The sequence below is a fragment of the Marinomonas sp. TI.3.20 genome, from assembly GCF_038155025.1.
Taxonomy (GTDB): Bacteria; Pseudomonadota; Gammaproteobacteria; order Pseudomonadales; family Marinomonadaceae; genus Marinomonas; species Marinomonas flavescens.
The window spans coordinates 57254-75977 of the sequence record NZ_JBAKAS010000006.1 but is presented as its reverse complement, the minus strand read 5'-3'; the positions used below and the strand labels follow the sequence as shown (position 1 = coordinate 75977).

The window sequence follows — 18724 nt, the reverse complement described above, 5'->3', positions numbered from 1 at the left end:
TCAGTTTCTTAAGTCCTGTGGGTTAAATATGATAACGACTTTACGAAAGTTTCGATCAAATACATAGGGATCGATTTTCGACAATTCCTCTACTCTAATACTTCTTGCTGCATTTACCGCACGCTGATCAAACAATGCATCACCGCTACTCTTAATTAAGTTCACTGCAAGCACTTCGCCCGACGGTAGAAAAGAGATCTGTAGTTCTGTTTTCATGCCATTTCGAGCACTAGCAGGTCGATTCCAAGCCGCCGTGATTCTATCATTAATCAAACTACTGATAGATTGTACCGCTTGCGCCTCATCGGCTGCTCTTTTTTCATCTTCGGCTTTTTTCGCCGCGGCCGCATCGGCCGCTTCTTTTGCTAACCGTTCTTTTTCTGCTTCCCTATCTGCCGCAAGTTGGCGTTGTTTCTCTTTTTCTGCAAGCTGTTTTGCGGCCTCTGCTTTGCGTTTTTTCTCTTCTTCCGCTTTATCTTGCTCTAAGCGCTTTTGTTTTTCTGCATTTTGTTTTGCGACCAACGCTTCTTGCTGCGCTTTTTTCTTCGCGTCATCAGCGGCTTTCTTTTTATCTGCGGCGGCCTTTTTTGCGGCAGCAGCTTGACGAATTGCTTTGTCTTTTGCCTTTTTAGCTTGAGCTAATTCTTTTTTCTGAGCTTCTAAGGCTTTTCTACGTTCTAAATTTTTAGCTTTTTGTTGTGCTTCTTTTTCTTTGTTCTTTTTTTCTATCGCTTGTTGCTGAATAAGCTTCTTGGCCTGTTCTTCACGCTTACCAATTATAGTTTGCGAAATATCAACCACGGTCGCCTGCACAACTGGCGTCCTCTTTGGCGCAGGCGCATCTTTATCACTGAAATCAACAGCGACAAAACAGCCCCCCAAAATAACCAAATGAAGACCCACTGCTAATAAAGCCGGTACTCCGTAACTTTCTTTATTTAGCCACTTCATTAATTTTTGCTCGGCTCCGTTACCAAACCAACGTTCGGCACGCCCGCCCCTTGTAATGCCACCATCAGACCGACTACGGCACCATAAGATACATCTTTGTCGCCTCTAACAAGGACAGGTATTTTTGGATTTTGCTTCAAGACCTTACGAACTCTTGCTTGTAAAGCGTCGAGTGTAATCGGCTCTTGTTTACCACCAAAATCCAAATAAAACTCACCTTTGCTATCAACTGAAGCAATCATGACATCCGTTTCAGTCTCTTGAATTGGCGCAGCGCTTGCGTTCGGTAATTTTACATCGACACCTTGCGTCATCATCGGCGCTGTAATCATAAATATTACTAGCAACACAAGCATAACATCAATATAGGGAACTACATTGATCTCTGCCATAGGACGACGTTTTTGTCTTCTTCTAGAGCGAGACACTAGGCGACGCCTCCCTCTTTCACATAGACCTTACGATGCAGGATACTGGTAAATTCATCAGAAAAGTTTTCGTAACCAGAACTTAAAGATTCCACAGTCGTAGAAAAACGGTTGTAAGCTATAACAGCCGGGATCGCCGCGGCCAAACCAATCGCCGTAGCAATAAGCGCCTCGGCAATACCAGGTGCAACCGTTGCTAAGGTGGCTTGTTGAACATCAGCCAATCCGATAAAAGAATGCATAATCCCCCAAACAGTACCAAACAAGCCAATATAAGGACTTGTTGAACCAACCGTAGCTAAGAAAGCCAAATGCTTATCCAGTTTCTCTTCTTCACGATACAAGGCCACTCGCATTGTTCTCTGCACGCCTTCCATGACCGCATCAGGTTCTATATTATGACTCTGACGTAACCGTGTGAATTCTTTAATACCTGCCGTGAAAATATGTTCAATACCTTCAATTTTTCGACCCTCTTGAGTTAGCTTTTTATAAAGCTTACTAAGGTCTATGCCTGACCAAAATTCGTCTTCAAATTCAGATCTTATTTTCTTGGCTTGTTTTAGAACACGTATTCTCTGAAAAATAATTACCCAAGAGAAGATGGATGCTGCCAACAGTATCAACATAACAATTTGCACAACAAAACTGGCGCTGGCGATTAAACCCAAAATTGACATTTTTAACCTCTATTTAAAATCTGTAGGTAACTGGTAATTAAAATGCTCGTAGGCTCGCTTAGTAACTTGCCGACCTCGAGGCGTTCGTATAACAAAACCTTGTTGTATTAAGAAAGGTTCAATAACATCTTCGATTGTATCTTTATCTTCACCAAGAGCGGCAGACACACTATCAAGTCCGACCGGTCTTCCATCAAACTTTTCTATCATAGTTAATAACATGCGCCTGTCTAGGTGGTCAAAACCTTGGCTATCCACACTCAACATATCCAACGCTCGTTGAGCAATCTTTTGGGTTACCAGTGCTTCACCACTTACCTGCGCTACATCACGCACTCGGCGTAATAATCTGTTCGCTATTCTGGGGGTTCCTCGGGATCGCCTGGCCACTTCAAAGCTGCCAGATTGATCAAGTTCCATCCCCATCTTTCCTGCTGAACGCGCGACAATCGTCGTTAACGATTCAACATCATAAAACTCTAAACGCTGCACGATACCAAAGCGATCTCTAAGCGGTGATGTTAACAAACCCGCTCGAGTTGTTGCTCCGACAAGTGTAAAAGGAGGGAGTTCAATTTTAATCGAACGCGCCGCCGGCCCTTCACCAATCATAATATCCAGCTGATAATCTTCCATGGCTGGATACAGGATTTCCTCAATGGCTGGGCTTAATCGATGAATTTCATCAATAAAAAGCACATCCCCTTCGTTTAGATTGGTTAATAATGCCGCTAAGTCTCCCGCTCTTTCAAGTACCGGCCCCGACGTTGTTTTTACGTCCGCCTCCATTTCATTGCCAATAATATGAGCCAATGTGGTTTTACCCAAACCTGGCGGCCCAAATATCAGAGTATGATCAAGCGGTTCATTTCGTTGTCTAGCAGCTTGGATGAATATTTCCATTTGCTCTCTGACAACCGGCTGCCCTATATATTCTGCTAATGCTTGAGGGCGAATAGCACGATCTACTTGCCTGTCGCTGCCTTTTATCTCAGCCGTTATAATTCGATCCTGCTCAATCATACATTAATTCCTTAGCATACCTTTAAGTGCGGCTCTAATGACATCTTCACTGCTAGCGGCGTCCATAGGAACACCAGCAATAGCACGAGCGGCTTCTTGAGGCTTATAGCCAAGAGAAATAAGCGCTGCCTCAGCTTCCTGCCTAGGATCTGTCTGGACTTGACGCAATACGGCTGGCGTAGAAAACAAGTCGGTTTTCGCCGCCTGTCCGAGCTTATCTCGTAATTCGATAATAAGTCGTTCTGCCGTTTTCTTACCAACACCAGGGATTTTTGTTAAGGCAGATACATCTGACTCTTGTACATTCGAAACCAACTCTTCCGCAGACATGCTTGATAAGACAGCCAAGGCCATTTTAGGACCAATGCCGTTGACTTTAATCAGCACACGAAACAAGGCACGCTCATTTTTATCAATAAACCCATAAAGTGTTTGGGCGTCTTCTTTTACTAGAAAGTGAGTATATAAAGTCACCATGTCACCCACTTGCGGCAGGTCATAAATAGTCGTCATAGAGGCACTGATTTCATAGCCTATGCCGTTCACATCAACCAAAAGCTCTGGTGGTGTTTTTTCTACCAAGGTACCGACAATTCGTCCGATCAAAGTGCTTTCCTTACATCTTGTTCAGTCCAACGTTTAGAAGTGCGCCCTGCTCGTTTACCGACGCCATATTCCAAGCCGCCAGAGGTGCGAGTGTTAGCATGACACAAAGCAATCGCGAGCGCATCTGCCGCATCTGCCTGAGGCTTCGCGGATAATTTCAGAAGTAACTGAACCATGAGCTGAACTTGTTCTTTGTCTGCATTGCCGTTGCCCACGACGGACTGTTTCACTCGTCGAGCCGCATACTCATGCACAAACAGTTCTCGCAATGAAGCGGCAACAATGGCCGCACCTCGTGCTTGCCCAAGCTTCAATGCTGAGTTCGCATTTTTAGCTAAAAACACTTCTTCGATGGCGAATTCCTGGGGATTATATTCTTCCAGCAAAGACGACACATTATTAAAGATATGTTTTAGCCTTACCGACAGCGCTTCATCCGGTAATCTAATGCAACCACTATTGACATAAATGGATTTGCCATTTGAAACATCAATGATTCCAAAACCTGTAATTCGAGAGCCTGGATCAATCGCTAATATTCTCGTGACAGTCATTGAGTTCCCGTATTCTTTATCATTACTGTATATTCCAACAGTCCTTTCATAAGTATGCAATGTAAATGTATAAAAAAGGCCGCAAATAAGCGGCCTTTTACATTTTTCTTGCAATCCTTTAACACAACTTACTGTTTTAAAATAAGTTTAAAGGTCAAATGTTACTATTCTGTAACAGGCTTTCTAACGCGGATGTGCAGCTCTTTCAACTGCTTTTCGCTTACTTCACCTGGCGCTTGAGTCAACAAACAAGTTGCACTTTGCGTTTTAGGGAAGGCAATTACGTCACGGATAGAAGCCGAGCCCGTCATCAACATAACAAGACGATCCAGACCAAATGCTAAACCACCATGTGGTGGCGCACCGAATTTCAATGCGTCTAACAAGAAGCCGAATTTCTCTTCTTGTTCTTCTTCGCTGATATTAAGCAATTCAAACACGGTTTCTTGCATAGAAGACTGGTGAATACGGATCGAACCACCACCCAATTCAGTGCCGTTTAGAACCATGTCATACGCTTGAGACAAGGCATTAAGCGGATCTGCTTTTAGGTCTTCTGCAGAGCAAGAAGGCGCGGTGAAAGGATGGTGAATGGCAGTAATGCCGCCGTCCGATGTTTCTTCAAACATTGGGAAGTCAACTACCCATAAAGGTGCCCACTCGCAAGTGTACAAATCAAGGTCTTCACCCAATTTGCAGCGCAATGCGCCCAACGCTTCGTTAACTATTTTCGCAGAGTCAGAGCCAAAGAAGATCAAGTCGCCATCTTGTGCATCAAGACGAGTCATCAACTCTTGGCGCACTTCCATCGGCAAGAACTTAACGATTGGAGACTGTAGGCCTTCTTCAAGGTTAGATTTGTCGTTTACCTTGATGTATGCCAAGCCTTTGGCGCCGTAAATACCAACAAATTTAGTGTATTCGTCGATTTGCTTACGAGTCAGTGAATTACCGCCCGGTACTTTCAAGGCAGCAACACGACCTTTAGGATCTTTTGCTGGGCCAGAGAAGACTTTAAAGTCCACATCAGCCATCAAGTCAGACACAGTGACAATCGTCAATGGAATACGTAGATCAGGCTTGTCGCTGCCGTAAGTTTCCATTGCTTCAGAGTAAGGCATACGAGGGAATGTACCCAAATCAACGCTCATTAGCTCTTTAAACAAGCTAGTGATCATCTCTTCTGTCATGCCCATGATTTGTTCTTCGCTCATGAAGGACGTTTCGATGTCTACTTGAGTAAACTCAGGTTGACGATCGGCACGTAAATCTTCGTCACGGAAACATTTTGCAATTTGGTAGTAACGGTCGAATCCAGACACCATCAACAGTTGCTTAAACAACTGAGGTGATTGTGGAAGCGCGAAGAAACTGCCTTGTTGTGTACGGCTTGGTACCAAGTAATCACGCGCACCTTCTGGTGTTGCACGCGTTAGAATTGGTGTTTCGATGTCTAAGAAGCCGTTATCGTCTAGGTAGCTACGTAATACCGATGTTACTTTTGAACGGAAACGCATTTTTTGTTGAATTTCAGGACGACGTAAATCAATAAAGCGATTTTTTAAACGTACGTCTTCACCAACAGATTGATGTTCATCAAGTTGGAAAGGAGGTGTTTTTGCAGCATTAAGGATTTCAATATCCAAACCCAACACTTCGATTTCACCCGTGTTCATATTAGGGTTAACCGTTCCTTCTGGACGAGCTCGAACCAAGCCTTTTAGCTTAACAACGAATTCGTTACGAACACTGTCCGCAATTGCAAAACTTTCTGCACGATCTGGATCAAAAACAACTTGCGTAATACCTTCACGGTCACGCACGTCTAAGAAAATAACCCCGCCGTGGTCGCGACGACGATGAACCCAACCGCATAACGTGATTTCTTGTGAAATATTAGAAGCATTTAATTCGCCGCAATAATGGCTGCGCATAATTTCTATCCTATTACTGTCTTAGTAAGAGAGTGAAGTGTTCTTTGATCGCTTTTTGTTAGGTCAGAAAACAAACAGTAAATTTTCTATATGACAGCTAAAACAAAAAGCCAAAATATTTTAAGGCAAAGCATTATATGCGAACCACGTCATACTCTCTAGAGCAAGAGGGAAATTTGTCTATAACAGCCCCCTTCTTCATAACACACTGACTATTTCGTAAGCAATTTCACGCCCTGATTGCTTTAAAACTACCTCATCTCCTTCCGCTTTGCCTATCAGCGTTAGCCCCACAGGGCTAGAAGGCGTTACCAAAAAGACACTTTTGCCACCAGTGATGTCAACACTCAAGCCACCAGCGCAAGCAGAAAGGTAAAACCACTTAACGTCACCGACTGTCGCATTGAGTTCAACTACCGACACCAATGCTCCTGTTTTTACCTCGTCATCTTCAGCAAAAATCATAGCGTCATGATTCAAAAAGCTTAAATAATCTTTTTCACACTCCAGTACACGTTGCGATTGACCATGAGCAAGATACGATGCTTCTAAACCAAAAGTATCGTATTTATTCTCCGCCACACTTTCTTCGCTTGTTGCCGCCTCGTAGGCTTGATTTGCCGCCCATTTCGCGGTGTCAAAGCGCTTTTTTAGTGCCTCTACGATGAGTTTATAAATCACTACTTTGTTCATTTACTCTCACAACAATTATTGAATTAAGCTTTATCTATGAAGAACAACGTTTCGTCTCGTTACTTGTATTGCCATTAGAGTGAGCAAAATATAAGGAAACGCGAATAAAACAAAAACCTGAATTGACAAAGTCAACTGAGGGTATTATATTTGATAATCATTATCATTTCTGGTGAGCGACATTATGACAGTCACGTTAAGCGAATCACTACACCGACTCATTCATAGCTATAAGTCTGAGATCAAAGGCGCCATCAACAATTCTGATATGGCGCTCCATGTTGGTCATATTAGAGCATTAAAATGCGTTCAAAGAATCCCAAACTGCCATGCACAAAGCATTTCGCAAAAAATGGGGCTTGATAAATCACAAGTGACAAGAATGGTAAAAGAACTTCATGGCAAAGGACACATAGAGAAACGCCCTAATCCTGATAATCACAGAAGCCAACGACTAGTGCTAACAGAGTCAGGAAAACACATCCTAAATACCATGATGACACTTGACGAAGCCACATCAGAAAAAATGGCACGAGGACTGACCGAACAACAGATAAATGATTTCAAACATTATGCAGAAATCATCACTAAGAATTTATGCGAATAATACAATATATCCAGGAGAAACTTATGAGCAGACCACAACCAAGAGAACTTACTGTCATCAGCACGACCTTGGTGACACCGCACATGTTAAGAGTCACGTTAGGCGGTGAGAATATTAGCACCATGCCGGAAAACCAAGAAAGCGCCTATGTGAAACTTATTTTCCCTAGCGAAAGCAGTCGTTTAATGCGCACTTACACCATACGTAAACAACGCACCGATGCCATCGACATTGACTTCATGTTGCACGATGACTCAGGCCCAGCCTCTTCATGGGCAAAAAATGCCAAACCGGGTGACCGTATTTTGGTCGGCGGACCGGGCCCTAAAAAAATGATTGAAGAATCGGCCCAATGGCAATTACTGATTGGCGACATGACTGCCCTACCAGCGATCAGCGTCAACCTTGAAACCCTACCGGCAGACGCAAAAGGCTATGCGGTAATCGAAGTGGTGTCTGAAGAAGACATTCAACCACTCAAACACCCAGCTGGAATCGAACTTAAATGGGTTGTTAATACCCACCCTGGCAGTAATGACCTTGCGTTACTAGAACAAGTTCAAGCGTTAGAGTGGTTATCAGACGATGTTTCCGTGTGGGCCGCCTGTGAATTTGGCAGCATGAAAGCATTACGTCGCTTCTTTAAAGACGAGAAGAAAGTCGAAAAAACAAATCTGTACATTTCCAGCTACTGGAAACAAGGCAGCAACGAAGATCAGCACAAAGCGGTAAAACGCGCCGACAGCGAAGCCGCTTAATCCGCTACGCAAAAAAAACAACGCAAAAAAAAACCAGCACCATGAGATAGGCTCATGATGCTGGTTTTTTATTAGATTAAAACGTTTAGCCTGAAACGCTCAGACTAAACTGTTTAGCATAAAGCGTTATAAACGCACTTGCTCAATAATCAACTCAATCACATCGTCTACTTTGCTTTCAGCGATTTCAATGTCGGCAATATTAGTGTCAGACACCAATAAAGTCACACCGGTTTCACGAATCAAAGCGGCTTCAGTTGCGCTCGCATCGGCTTTCGCTAATGCCACCACACCTTGACGAAGCAATAGTCGCTCGATGGATTCCACTTGTGCTAACGCACCAGCAGTCAAAGCAATAACCGCAGGCTTCTGACCAAGACGAGCGGCACGGTCTTCCGCACTCACAATCCTGTCTTCGTCTAAATCCGCAATCGATTCTTCAACCATACCGGCACCAACAGTGACGTTGGTAAGGCGATCGATCACAATTAGAGCGCCGGTAAAACGACTATTGGTGTATTCATCAAACGCGACTGGCGCGTCAAATTGAATCACACAATCGCCAATACCATTTAACTCAAGCGATTCGATGGCACTGGTTTCCAACGTATTCACATCGACGCGATGATTAAAGTGATGCACTTTACCCGGTACCGTTTGTGTACCCAGTTTAAAGTCATACAACTTACCCGGCACTAATGGCTGATCCGCCATCCAAACAACCGATGCTCTTAACGCTGAAGAGATAAGCGGCTCTTGATCTAGATGAGACAGCATGTCGCCACGGCTGATGTCGATTTCGTCTTCTAGCGTGATGGTTACGGCTTGACCGGCTTTCGCAGACTCAAGGTTGCCATCATAAGTAACAATTTCTGCTACTTTGGATTTTTTGCCTGACGGCAATGCAACGATCTCATCCCCTGGTTTCACAACACCTGCGGCTATGGTGCCGGAGAAGCCTCGAAAATCCAGATTTGGACGGTTAACATACTGCACAGGCAGACGGAATGCGTCGCGTTTCACATCACGATTGATTTGCACGGTTTCCAAGATAGCCATCAACGGCTTACCTTGGTACCAAGGTGTGCTCTCAGAGACGTTTACCACGTTGTCGCCACGCAATGCCGACAGCGGCACAAATTGAATATCTTGTGGTTTACGGTCACCTAATTGCTCAACAAACGTCAAATAATCGGCTTGGATTTCCTTGTATTTCTGCTCTGAGAAATCCACTAGATCCATTTTATTTATGGCAACGACAACGTGCTTAATGCCCAACAACGCCGCAATATAAGAGTGACGACGCGTTTGCGTTTGCACGCCATAACGTGCATCAATCAAAATAATAGCCAAGTCACAAGTCGACGCGCCAGTGGCCATGTTGCGAGTGTATTGCTCGTGCCCTGGTGTGTCTGCGATGATGAACTTGCGTTTTTCAGTTGAGAAATAACGGTACGCCACATCAATGGTAATGCCCTGCTCGCGTTCCGCTTGCAAGCCATCTACCAAGAGTGCCAAATCGATTTCTTCGCCTTGCGTACCAGATTTTTTACTATCGCGTTTTACGGCATCTAAATGATCTTCATAAATCAATTTAGAGTCATGCAGCAAGCGGCCAATAAGGGTACTTTTACCATCATCTACGTTGCCACAAGTCAGTAGGCGCAGTAGGTCTTTTTCTTCATGTTGTTTCAAATAACCAAGTATGTCTTGGCTGATCAATTCTGACTGGTGAGACATTCTTCACTCCAAACTTACTTCAAACTTAAAAGTAGCCCTGCTTTTTCTTCTCTTCCATAGACCCTGCTGAGTCATGGTCGATCATTCTGCCTTGGCGCTCTGAACTGGTCGTTAGCAGCATTTCCTGAATAATTTCAGGTAATGAATCCGCTTCTGACTCAACCGCACCCGTCAATGGGTAACAGCCTAGCGTTCGAAAGCGTACTGACTTCATTTCAGGTACTTCACCATTCAAAGGCATGCGTTCATCGTCTACCATGATCAAGGTACCATCACGCTCAACAACCGGACGCTTAGCAGAGAAGTAAAGAGGAACAATCGGAATACTCTCTAAATAGATGTATTGCCAGATATCCAGTTCAGTCCAGTTAGATAATGGGAAAACACGAATGCTCTCGCCTTTATTGACTTTGCCGTTATAGATATTCCACAACTCTGGACGTTGGTTTTTTGGATCCCAACGGTGTTTCTTATCACGGAAAGAATAGACACGCTCTTTGGCACGAGATTTCTCTTCGTCACGGCGTGCGCCACCAAAGGCCGCATCAAAACCATATTTGTCTAATGCTTGCTTTAGACCTTGAGTCTTCATTACATCGGTGTGTGTTGCGCTACCGTGAGTGAATGGCCCAATGCCTTGTTCAATCCCTTCTTGGTTTTGATGAACAATCAGTTCTAACCCTAATCTCGCGACCAATTCGTCACGGAAGGTAATCATTTCTTTGAATTTCCAACCTGTGTCCACATGCATTAGTGGAAACGGAGGTTTACCAGGATAGAATGCTTTCATGGCAAGGTGCAGCATTACCGCTGAGTCTTTACCAATGGAATAAAGCATTACTGGATTGTCAAATTCAGCAGCAACTTCACGAATAATGTGAATGCTTTCAGCTTCTAGCTGTTTTAGGTGAGTCAGTCTTGCCTCTGTCATAATTTCCCATCTCTGTTGTATGGCTGAGCATTTATTTTTTCACTATAACATGCATTTACGTTATAAAAACCAATACAACTAGACCGAATTGATATATTGATATTTAAAAAGGCTCATAAGCTGAGCCTTTATAGAAAACCAACATACAACCAAATTTAGGACTCTTAAACGTTCGGTAAATTTCTCATTATCAAACCATATTCAATCCCTTCAGGTCTTACAGGCACTGGGATACGAACCACATGACCAGATCCTGGAGCCACATTCACGCGCTCCCCTTTTCTATTTTCTATTACCTTCAATTCGATCAATTGACTCCCCGATGGCGTCATCAGCTCTAAACTATCACCCACTTGGAAACGGTTTTTTACCTCTACGGTCAGCCAGCCGTTATGCCAATCTGACATTTCTCCAACAAACTGTTGCTGTGTTGATAGGGAATTCCCATGTTGATAATTCTGATACTTGTCATGCACATGCCGACGATAAAAACCTTCCGTGTAACCCCGATGCGCCAACCCCTCTAATTTATCCATTAAGCCCATATCAAACGCTTTGCCATAGGTTGCATCATCAATGGCTTGACGATAGAGCTGAGCGGTACGAGCTGCGTAGAAATGTGATTTTGTGCGACCTTCGATTTTTAACGAATGCACGCCCATTTCTATCAACTTTTCAACGTGTTGGATGGCCCGTAAATCTCGACTGTTCATGATGTAGGTGCCGTGTTCATCCTCAAAAGCCGGCATGAACTCTCCTTCACGCCCTTGCTCTCGTAACAACACCACCTCATCAAACGGCTTGCCCATTCCCAGCGTTGTTTGGTCTTTAGGGTCAAAAAGTTGAGCGCCTAAATGACTATTATCGGCGGGTACTATGTCACCACTGATGTCTTCTCTCGCGGCTTTTACATCGTATTGCCAGCGGCAAGAATTAGTACACGAACCTTGGTTTGGATCGCGGCGATTGAAATAACCAGACAACAAACAACGCCCAGAATAGGCAATGCACAAGGAGCCATGCACAAAGGTTTCTATTTCCATGTCTGGCACCATGGTACGGATTTCACCAATTTCTTCTAATGACAGCTCCCGCGAAAGAATCACGCGACTCAAGCCATAGTCACGCCAAAATTTCACTGTCGCCCAGTTCACGGCATTGGCCTGTACGGACAAATGAATCGGCATCTCAGGAAATTTTTCTTTGACCAGCATCATCATGCCAGGATCCGACATAATGAGTGCGTCTGGCCCCATTTCAATAACGGGTTCGATGTCTTTAAGGTAGGTTTTGATTTTGGCATTGTGTGGCGCAATGTTGCTGGCCACATACAGCTGTTTACCTTGCTGATGAGCTTCTTCGATGCCAACCGCTAAGTTCGCCATATCAAAGTCATTGTTGCGCACTCGCAAACTATAGCGCGGCTGTCCGGCGTAAACCGCATCGGAGCCATAGGCGAACGCATAGCGCATGTTTTTAAGCGTACCGGCAGGAGAAAGTAGTTCGGTCATAATGTCACTAATCTTGATTGGAATGAATGCGCGCATTCTACCCAAACTCTTCTGTGACGCTATTTGAGGCAATAAAAAAGGCCGAACAAGTCGGCCTTTCAATGATTCAAATCAATCTAATTTGATTCTGTATTCAACTGCTGCTGCAGTAATAGCTGGTTAATCTGTTTATTCAAGCGAAGCATTTGTGCATTCATTTGTGACCGGAAGGCATCATTTGAGTCTATCGCATCTTGATACTTTTTAAGCGTTTGCTTAATGTTTGACAGCTCTGCGGCACTCAGGCCAGCAGAATTGTTCGCAAGCGACTTAACCTTCTTCTGTAATGAATCAATATCTTGCGACGCTTGATCAAGACTTAATGCTTGCGCCTCGTCATTACCTTTTTGTAAAGCCACCTCTTTCTCTAAGCTTGCTTGCTTATCTAATGCCGCCGCTAACTGTTTCGTTAATGGTTTGACCGTTTTATCAATCTCGGCAACGGAGGTGATTAACTTATTGTAATTTGCCTCTAATTCATTAAAGGCATCACCCTGAATCGCGATTCTTTGTGTTTGAGTTGAAACCGCATCGTTCATAATAGACAGCTTTTTCTGCATCGCCGTAATAGCATCGGAGTGATCCGAAAGCGTTTTGCGATTTGTATCATAAGCAATGGCCCAAAGCTTACGAATCTCACTGTCGTGATTCTTTAACGTTTGTTCAACGGTTTCGCCTTGTTTGTTGGCTGACACGTCTGCTGCTAATAATTGATGATCAAGGTTTTCAATCTTCCCTTTGGTACCCGATAACTCCTCACGCAGCTGCAGGTTTTGTTGCCAAAGCCAGTAGCCCGCTCCAGCGGCAGCGGCTAAAATCAAAATGAGCAGTATATAGAGGCCTGTTAATTTTGGCTTTCTATAGACGACATTACCCGTAGGTACTGACGCTCTTGCAGGTGGAGGGTTAAGCCGGCGCTTAGGTGTACTTGATGATGGCCTTCTGTCGCTAACTTCATCTTGGTCTAGCTTAAGGCTTGGAATATCTACGTCTTCGTCTCTAGGCATGGAAATCTTATGTCTTCGCTATTAATAAAAATTATGGAATTAATAACCATACAAACTTAATGAATATTATCTTCCAAAGTTCGATGCTACTATATAAGCACCATTAACTGCTTGATAACAAGCATTTTTCGTTAATATAAAGCAAGGAGAATAGAAATGGCTTTTGAATTACCCGCTCTTCCTTTTGCCAAAGATGCACTAGAGCCGCACATGTCTGTAGAGACACTTGAGTACCACTACGGTAAACATCACAATACTTACGTAGTAAAACTTAACGGCTTGGTTCCTGGTACTGAATACGAAAACAAATCTCTAGAAGAGATTATCACTTCAGCACCAGCTGGTGGCGTTTTTAACAACGCTGCTCAAATCTGGAACCACACTTTCTTCTGGAATAGCTTAAGCCCTAATGGCGGCGGCGAACCAACTGGCGCACTGGCTGATGCCATCAATGCAAAATGGGGTTCTTTCGCTAAATTCCAAGAAGCATTCAATGACAAAGCAGTGAACAACTTCGGTTCTAGCTGGACTTGGCTAGTGAAAACTGCAGACGGATCTTTAGACATTGTTAATACTAGCAACGCTGGTACTCCAATGACTGATGGCCTAACAGCAATTATCACAGTTGATTTGTGGGAACACGCTTACTACATTGATTACCGCAATGTACGTCCTGACTACCTTAAAGGTTTCTGGGCATTGGCTAACTGGGAATTTGCAGCAGCAAACTTCTCAGCTTAAGTCACATTTACGATATGCAGTCAAAACGCGGCTTATGCCGCGTTTTTTTTATTGCTCAAAAACTACTCAGCTTCTATTTCCGCTTGTACCGACAATTTTGCCTGAATAAATTCTGAATGCGGCATAAAGAGCAACTCACTAATACGACGTATGCGATGGTCTTCATAAGCGTCCACAACACCATCTGCAAAAGCGACTCGCCATAAGCCTTTTACAAGCTCGACTTTTTGCTCTACCGATGCACTTTCATTAATGACTTTAGTAAATTGATAAAGGTCATTAGCGTTTGAAACGCCTGCTTTTGCCTCTTCATACAAAGTATCAATTTCGTCTTCTAAATCCGTTTCTTCACGTAAAAAACGTTTGACCTGCTCAACTTCACGGTCGTTTATTTCATCGTCCGCCATCATAACTTCCAGCAGCAACGCGGCGATCGCCTCTTGATAACTAATGCGTTTTTCTGGCTCTACAGAAATTTGAAATAAAACTTTTAAGGCTTGAAACATGCATTCTCCGGGATATTATTATTAATTGAATGGCGCAACTCGTCGATTAATACATTAGGAAATTGACGATAATCTAAGTATGGGCACCAAATATAATTCGGCGTCAAAAAGGCAACATGTCGCTGCCCTAACGTAATCGCCTCATCTGCAATGACGATTTCGTCTCGAAATCCATTGCCAACGATAAACGTGGTTCCTGTTATCAGCTTAAGCTGTTCAGCATCGAAGATGATAGTGACATTATCCGACAACATTTCATTACGCCATTGTCGCCAGTTCTCAAGCTTTGGCACCGTTAACTTTGACATTATGGTTAAAATTTTTCGCCAATGATTGCCATTTAGATTAATGAGCTCAGACACATATTCCGCTACCAGCCCTTTTTCCATACTCTTTAATGGCAATATAGGCTTGTTTGGTAAAAGAAATACATAATCGGCTTCTCCTAATGGCACTCCGATATTTTTAACTGGATCTTGCTCTGTACTCATTAACTTACAAAACCTCTGTGCCACATCATTAAAAGAGCGTTAACTTAATTACTGCATTGAAGAACATTTTAATCTAAGTAGTCTACCAGATTTAGGATATCCGAGTTACTTTGGTCAAGACTGTGCACTAAGGCGATCATCTCTAGAATATATTGTAACAAGGAATAGTTTTTATATTAGATTTAGCTTATATTTAACAATAGCATTAGAAATAACTAATATTAATGAGGCACCACAAATGACTTCCATTTTTAACCCATTGGCTGGCGGACTCCTAATCGGGCTCGCCGCTGCCATTTACCTTATCACAACCGGAAAAGTACTTGGTATAAGCGGAATACTATCCCAAGCTATGTTCCAACAAAAAAGGTTCATCCCTTTGGTTTTTCTAGTCGGCTTAGTCATCGGTGGCAGCGCCTACGGAACACTAACAAACCAAACCGTTCCTTTCCCTGATGTCAGAAGCCCGTTTTTATTGATCATTTCAGGCTTACTTGTTGGTTACGGCACACGATTAGGAAGCGGCTGCACTAGTGGTCACGGGGTTTGCGGACTTGCTCGTTTATCACCGCGCTCTATTGTCGCGACCGGTATTTTTATGGCGACTGCCATTATAACCGTCTACTTTACAAAATAAGGAAACCACTGTGATTCTTTTTATAACACTCATTTGCGGATTACTTTTTGGCTTCGGCCTAGCACTGTCTGAAATGACTAACCCTGCGGTTGTTATTGGCTTCTTAGATATTTTTGGTGATTGGAACCCTTCACTCATTATCGTCATGGGATCTGCCGTTTTCGTTAGTATGATTGGCTATTTAATCAGTAAAAAACAGATAAAACCTTTGTTCTCCCAAGTATGGTCATTGCCTACGTCTAGAATTATTGACAGAAAATTAGTCTGTGGTAGCGCCCTGTTTGGGATAGGCTGGGGATTAAGCGGCTACTGCCCAGGACCTGGTTTAACATCGTTAACGAACAACTCAGCTGAAGGCATTTATTTCGTTCTGGCACTTGTTTTGGGCAGTGCTATTTACCATATTCAAACACGTTAATAAGAACTTAAGTGGCTCTAAAAATTAAGATATTTTGAGTGGCCTTTTTTTTGTTGTAAAAATACAAAAAAAACTTGACGCTGACGCTTTAGGGTTTTAAATTGCGCCCGCGTCATTGCTGAACATAATCCGTACCGCTTAAACTGCTGCGCTAGTCGCTTAAGGCTCTATAGCCGGATAAGTAACAGCCACAAGTAGGATGGGGGGGAGGTAAAGACGCTCGTACTTTAACTCGGTTTATGTTTAGCCAAAAGGAACTCTACACCATGACGATTGACGTCCACTCTTTTTACTCTCCAGAACGTTTCGCTCGCTTTAAAGAATTTGCAGAAACCAAAGAAACCCCATTTGTTGTTATCGATACTAGCATTATTGATGAAGCCTATACTGAAATCACAACAGGCTTTCCAGTTGCTGATATTTTTTACGCGATTAAGGCCAATCCTGCGCCAGAAGTGCTGACTTTGTTGCGTGATCGCGGCTCAAATTTTGATGTGGCCTCACGTTATGAGCTGGATAAATTATTCGCCATTGGTGGAATATCACCAGAACGAGTGAGTTACGGCAATACCATTAAAAAAGCGCAAGACGTTCGCTATTTCTATGAAAAAGGCGTTCGTATGTTTGCGACAGATGCTGAAGCTGATTTGCGCAACATTGCAAAAGCAGCCCCAGGCTCACGAATTTATGTTCGTATTTTGACGGAAGGCACCGTCACTGCCGACTGGCCATTATCTCGTAAATTTGGCTGCCGACCTGATATGGCGATGGATTTGTTAGTGTTAGCAAAAGAACTTGGGCTTGTTCCTTACGGCATCTCTTTTCACGTGGGCTCTCAGCAGCGTGATATTGGTGCTTGGGATGCGGCCATTGCCAGTGTTAAGGTAATTTTTGAGCGTTTGAAAGAAGAAGACGATATTGAGCTTCAAATGATTAACATGGGTGGCGGCTTTCCAGCCAATTACATCGCTCGCACCAATGAGCTATCGACCTACGCAGAAGAAATTTCGCGTTTCTTAGAAGAAGATTTTGGTACTGAATTACCACGAATCATCTTAGAACCAGGTCGATCTTTGATTTCTAACGCTGGCGTTTTGGTTAGTGAAGTCGTGTTGATTTCAAGAAAATCTAACACGGCTCTAAATCGCTGGGTATACACTGATGTGGGTAAATTTTCAGGGCTTATTGAAACCCTAGACGAATCCATCAAATACCCTATTTATGTTGATAAGAAAGGCGAGCTAGAAGAAGTTATTATCGCAGGACCGACCTGTGATAGTGCGGATATCATGTACGAAAATTACAAATACGGCTTGCCACTAAACTTGGCCATTGGTGATCGCATGTATTGGTTATCGACCGGCGCTTACACAACGACTTACAGCGCGGTTGAGTTTAATGGATTCCCACCATTGGCGTCCTACTACCTGTAAGTAAGCTGCTTAATGTAAATTGATACTATGAAGAGCCCTATAGATAACACTCTGTAGGGCTTTTTTTATTTGAGCCAAGTGCACATAAATAATAGACGCATTAAGAGTGTTGCAGTAACGGCAGAGTTAAGGATAATTGCTCACATCAATATAAGGAGAATGGTTTGTCTTACTCAGTGTGTGATATCTGCATTTACCCGATCAAGTCTATTAAAGGCATTTCTCTACCATCTAGCCCAGTCAATTTAGATGGTCTGTGGGGAGATCGTCGTTACATGATTACTAAACCAAACGGCGATTTTATCACCGGCAGAGAATATCCCACTCTCACTTTACTGGTAGCGTCACTGTTACGAGAAGAGCGCTGGCAATTGACACACCCAGCGGCCTCATCACCTTTAACACTCAACCCAGAGACCTTCAGCAAAGACTACCAAAACGTTGTCATTTGGGAAAACCCTGTAGCAGCACAATATTGCTCTAAAGAAGCAGACCAGTGGTTAAGCGAGATTCTAAACGAGGATGTAAAACTGGTGTACTTTGGTCATCAATCCGACCGTGTTACTAGCCGTCGACCTGACATACCTGTCGCCTTTGCGGATGGTTACCCATTTTTACTGACCACCCGCGCCTCACTTGATGAGCTTAACCAACACTGCCCAGAGCACATCCAAATGGCACAATTTAGACCAAACATAGTGGTCGAAGGAAGCCTACCTTTCGAGGAAGACACATGGAAGCGAATTAAAATAGGCGACGTCATTTTTGAGAACGTCAAACCTTGTGAACGCTGCATATTCACTACCGTTAACCCTGATACAGCTGAACGTAGCAAAAAGGGTGAACCCATGAAAACACTAGGCAAATTCCGCCTGATAAAAAAAGAAGGCGTCTTGTTTGGAATTAATCTTATTGCAGAAAACAGCGGCACTATTCATCAAGGAGACAGGGTAGAAGTCTTAGAATACCAAGACGCTCCAGCATTAGAAGACAGACGCATCAAACCGAATGAGAGCTAAGCAGCACTTAACAGGCA

At 43.5% G+C, this 18724-nt stretch carries 21 protein-coding genes; 7 read left to right on the top strand and 14 right to left on the bottom strand.

What is annotated here, in order from left to right; all coding sequences use genetic code 11:
* The 8 genes from tolA to V6259_RS08185 all read right to left on the bottom strand — a co-directional run bounded on the left by tolA (position 1) and on the right by V6259_RS08185 (position 6869).
* Positions 1–951: a cell envelope integrity protein TolA gene (gene tolA / locus V6259_RS08220; protein WP_341584149.1), complete on the bottom strand. Its 951-nt coding sequence runs from the start codon at positions 949–951 to the stop codon at positions 1–3.
* On the bottom strand, positions 951–1379 hold the full coding sequence (tolR, locus tag V6259_RS08215) for a protein TolR (RefSeq protein ID WP_133012451.1): 429 nt from the start codon (positions 1377–1379) through the stop codon (positions 951–953). The genes tolA and tolR overlap by 1 nt, the downstream gene beginning before the upstream one ends.
* The gene (tolQ, locus tag V6259_RS08210; RefSeq protein WP_133012452.1) at positions 1379–2059 is read right to left on the bottom strand and encodes a protein TolQ; all 681 of its coding nucleotides are present in this window, start codon (positions 2057–2059) and stop codon (positions 1379–1381) included. Before tolQ ends, tolR begins: the two co-directional genes overlap by 1 nt.
* A gap of 9 nt (positions 2060–2068) precedes the next feature.
* A complete protein-coding gene (gene ruvB, locus V6259_RS08205) occupies positions 2069–3082 on the bottom strand; it encodes a Holliday junction branch migration DNA helicase RuvB (RefSeq protein WP_133012453.1) in 1014 nt (337 codons plus the stop codon).
* 3 nt (positions 3083–3085) lie between these two features.
* The gene (ruvA, locus tag V6259_RS08200; protein ID WP_341584148.1) at positions 3086–3688 is read right to left on the bottom strand and encodes a Holliday junction branch migration protein RuvA; all 603 of its coding nucleotides are present in this window, start codon (positions 3686–3688) and stop codon (positions 3086–3088) included.
* Positions 3685–4242: a crossover junction endodeoxyribonuclease RuvC gene (gene ruvC / locus V6259_RS08195; RefSeq protein WP_133012455.1), complete on the bottom strand. Its 558-nt coding sequence runs from the start codon at positions 4240–4242 to the stop codon at positions 3685–3687. The genes ruvA and ruvC overlap by 4 nt, the downstream gene beginning before the upstream one ends.
* 164 nt (positions 4243–4406) lie before the next feature.
* Positions 4407–6176: an aspartate--tRNA ligase gene (gene aspS / locus V6259_RS08190; protein WP_341584147.1), complete on the bottom strand. Its 1770-nt coding sequence runs from the start codon at positions 6174–6176 to the stop codon at positions 4407–4409.
* Positions 6177–6374: 198 nt separating this feature from the next.
* The gene (locus V6259_RS08185) at positions 6375–6869 is read right to left on the bottom strand and encodes a transcription elongation factor GreAB (protein ID WP_341584146.1); all 495 of its coding nucleotides are present in this window, start codon (positions 6867–6869) and stop codon (positions 6375–6377) included.
* Positions 6870–7053: 184 nt separating this feature from the next.
* On the opposite strand from V6259_RS08185, the gene V6259_RS08180 reads away from it, so the two are divergent.
* Positions 7054–7476, top strand: a complete 423-nt coding sequence (locus V6259_RS08180; protein ID WP_341584145.1) for a MarR family winged helix-turn-helix transcriptional regulator — start codon at positions 7054–7056, stop codon at positions 7474–7476.
* Between the two features lie 23 nt (positions 7477–7499).
* Complete coding sequence (locus V6259_RS08175; RefSeq protein ID WP_341584144.1) at positions 7500–8234, top strand: siderophore-interacting protein; 735 nt, start codon at positions 7500–7502, stop codon at positions 8232–8234.
* A 126-nt stretch (positions 8235–8360) separates the two neighbouring features.
* On the opposite strand, the gene cysN is transcribed toward V6259_RS08175, so the two are convergent.
* From cysN to V6259_RS08155, 4 genes are all read right to left on the bottom strand, one after another.
* A complete protein-coding gene (gene cysN, locus V6259_RS08170; RefSeq protein WP_341584143.1) occupies positions 8361–9974 on the bottom strand; it encodes a sulfate adenylyltransferase subunit CysN in 1614 nt (537 codons plus the stop codon).
* A 25-nt stretch (positions 9975–9999) separates the two neighbouring features.
* Positions 10000–10905: a sulfate adenylyltransferase subunit CysD gene (gene cysD, locus V6259_RS08165; RefSeq protein WP_341584142.1), complete on the bottom strand. Its 906-nt coding sequence runs from the start codon at positions 10903–10905 to the stop codon at positions 10000–10002.
* A gap of 164 nt (positions 10906–11069) precedes the next feature.
* On the bottom strand, positions 11070–12416 hold the full coding sequence (gene trhP, locus V6259_RS08160; RefSeq protein WP_341584244.1) for a prephenate-dependent tRNA uridine(34) hydroxylase TrhP: 1347 nt from the start codon (positions 12414–12416) through the stop codon (positions 11070–11072).
* A gap of 116 nt (positions 12417–12532) precedes the next feature.
* On the bottom strand, positions 12533–13462 hold the full coding sequence (locus V6259_RS08155; protein WP_341584141.1) for a hypothetical protein: 930 nt from the start codon (positions 13460–13462) through the stop codon (positions 12533–12535).
* A 156-nt stretch (positions 13463–13618) separates the two neighbouring features.
* Between V6259_RS08155 and V6259_RS08150 the strand changes: the two genes are divergently transcribed.
* Positions 13619–14203, top strand: coding sequence for a superoxide dismutase (locus tag V6259_RS08150; protein ID WP_341584140.1), 585 nt, complete (start codon positions 13619–13621; stop codon positions 14201–14203).
* Positions 14204–14265: 62 nt separating this feature from the next.
* Here V6259_RS08150 and V6259_RS08145 read toward each other — a convergent pair whose 3' ends face one another.
* Together V6259_RS08145 and V6259_RS08140 are read right to left on the bottom strand one after the other, a co-directional pair.
* Complete coding sequence (locus V6259_RS08145) at positions 14266–14709, bottom strand: tellurite resistance TerB family protein (RefSeq protein ID WP_133012464.1); 444 nt, start codon at positions 14707–14709, stop codon at positions 14266–14268.
* Positions 14694–15200, bottom strand: coding sequence for a DUF6942 family protein (locus tag V6259_RS08140; RefSeq protein ID WP_341584139.1), 507 nt, complete (start codon positions 15198–15200; stop codon positions 14694–14696). Before V6259_RS08140 ends, V6259_RS08145 begins: the two co-directional genes overlap by 16 nt.
* A 238-nt stretch (positions 15201–15438) precedes the next feature.
* Between V6259_RS08140 and V6259_RS08135 the strand changes: the two genes are divergently transcribed.
* The 4 genes from V6259_RS08135 (at position 15439) to V6259_RS08120 (ending at position 18707) form a co-directional block, all read left to right on the top strand.
* Positions 15439–15837 (top strand): YeeE/YedE family protein, encoded by a 399-nt coding sequence (locus V6259_RS08135; RefSeq protein WP_341584138.1) that lies wholly within the window; start codon positions 15439–15441, stop codon positions 15835–15837.
* Positions 15838–15847: 10 nt separating this feature from the next.
* Positions 15848–16255 carry a DUF6691 family protein gene (locus V6259_RS08130; protein WP_341584137.1) on the top strand — a complete coding sequence of 136 codons (408 nt, stop codon included), beginning with the start codon at positions 15848–15850 and terminating at the stop codon, positions 16253–16255.
* A 266-nt stretch (positions 16256–16521) separates the two neighbouring features.
* Positions 16522–17688, top strand: coding sequence for a type III PLP-dependent enzyme (locus V6259_RS08125; protein WP_341584136.1), 1167 nt, complete (start codon positions 16522–16524; stop codon positions 17686–17688).
* A gap of 164 nt (positions 17689–17852) precedes the next feature.
* Positions 17853–18707: an MOSC domain-containing protein gene (locus V6259_RS08120; protein ID WP_341584135.1), complete on the top strand. Its 855-nt coding sequence runs from the start codon at positions 17853–17855 to the stop codon at positions 18705–18707.
* The last annotated feature ends 17 nt before the right edge of the window (positions 18708–18724 follow it).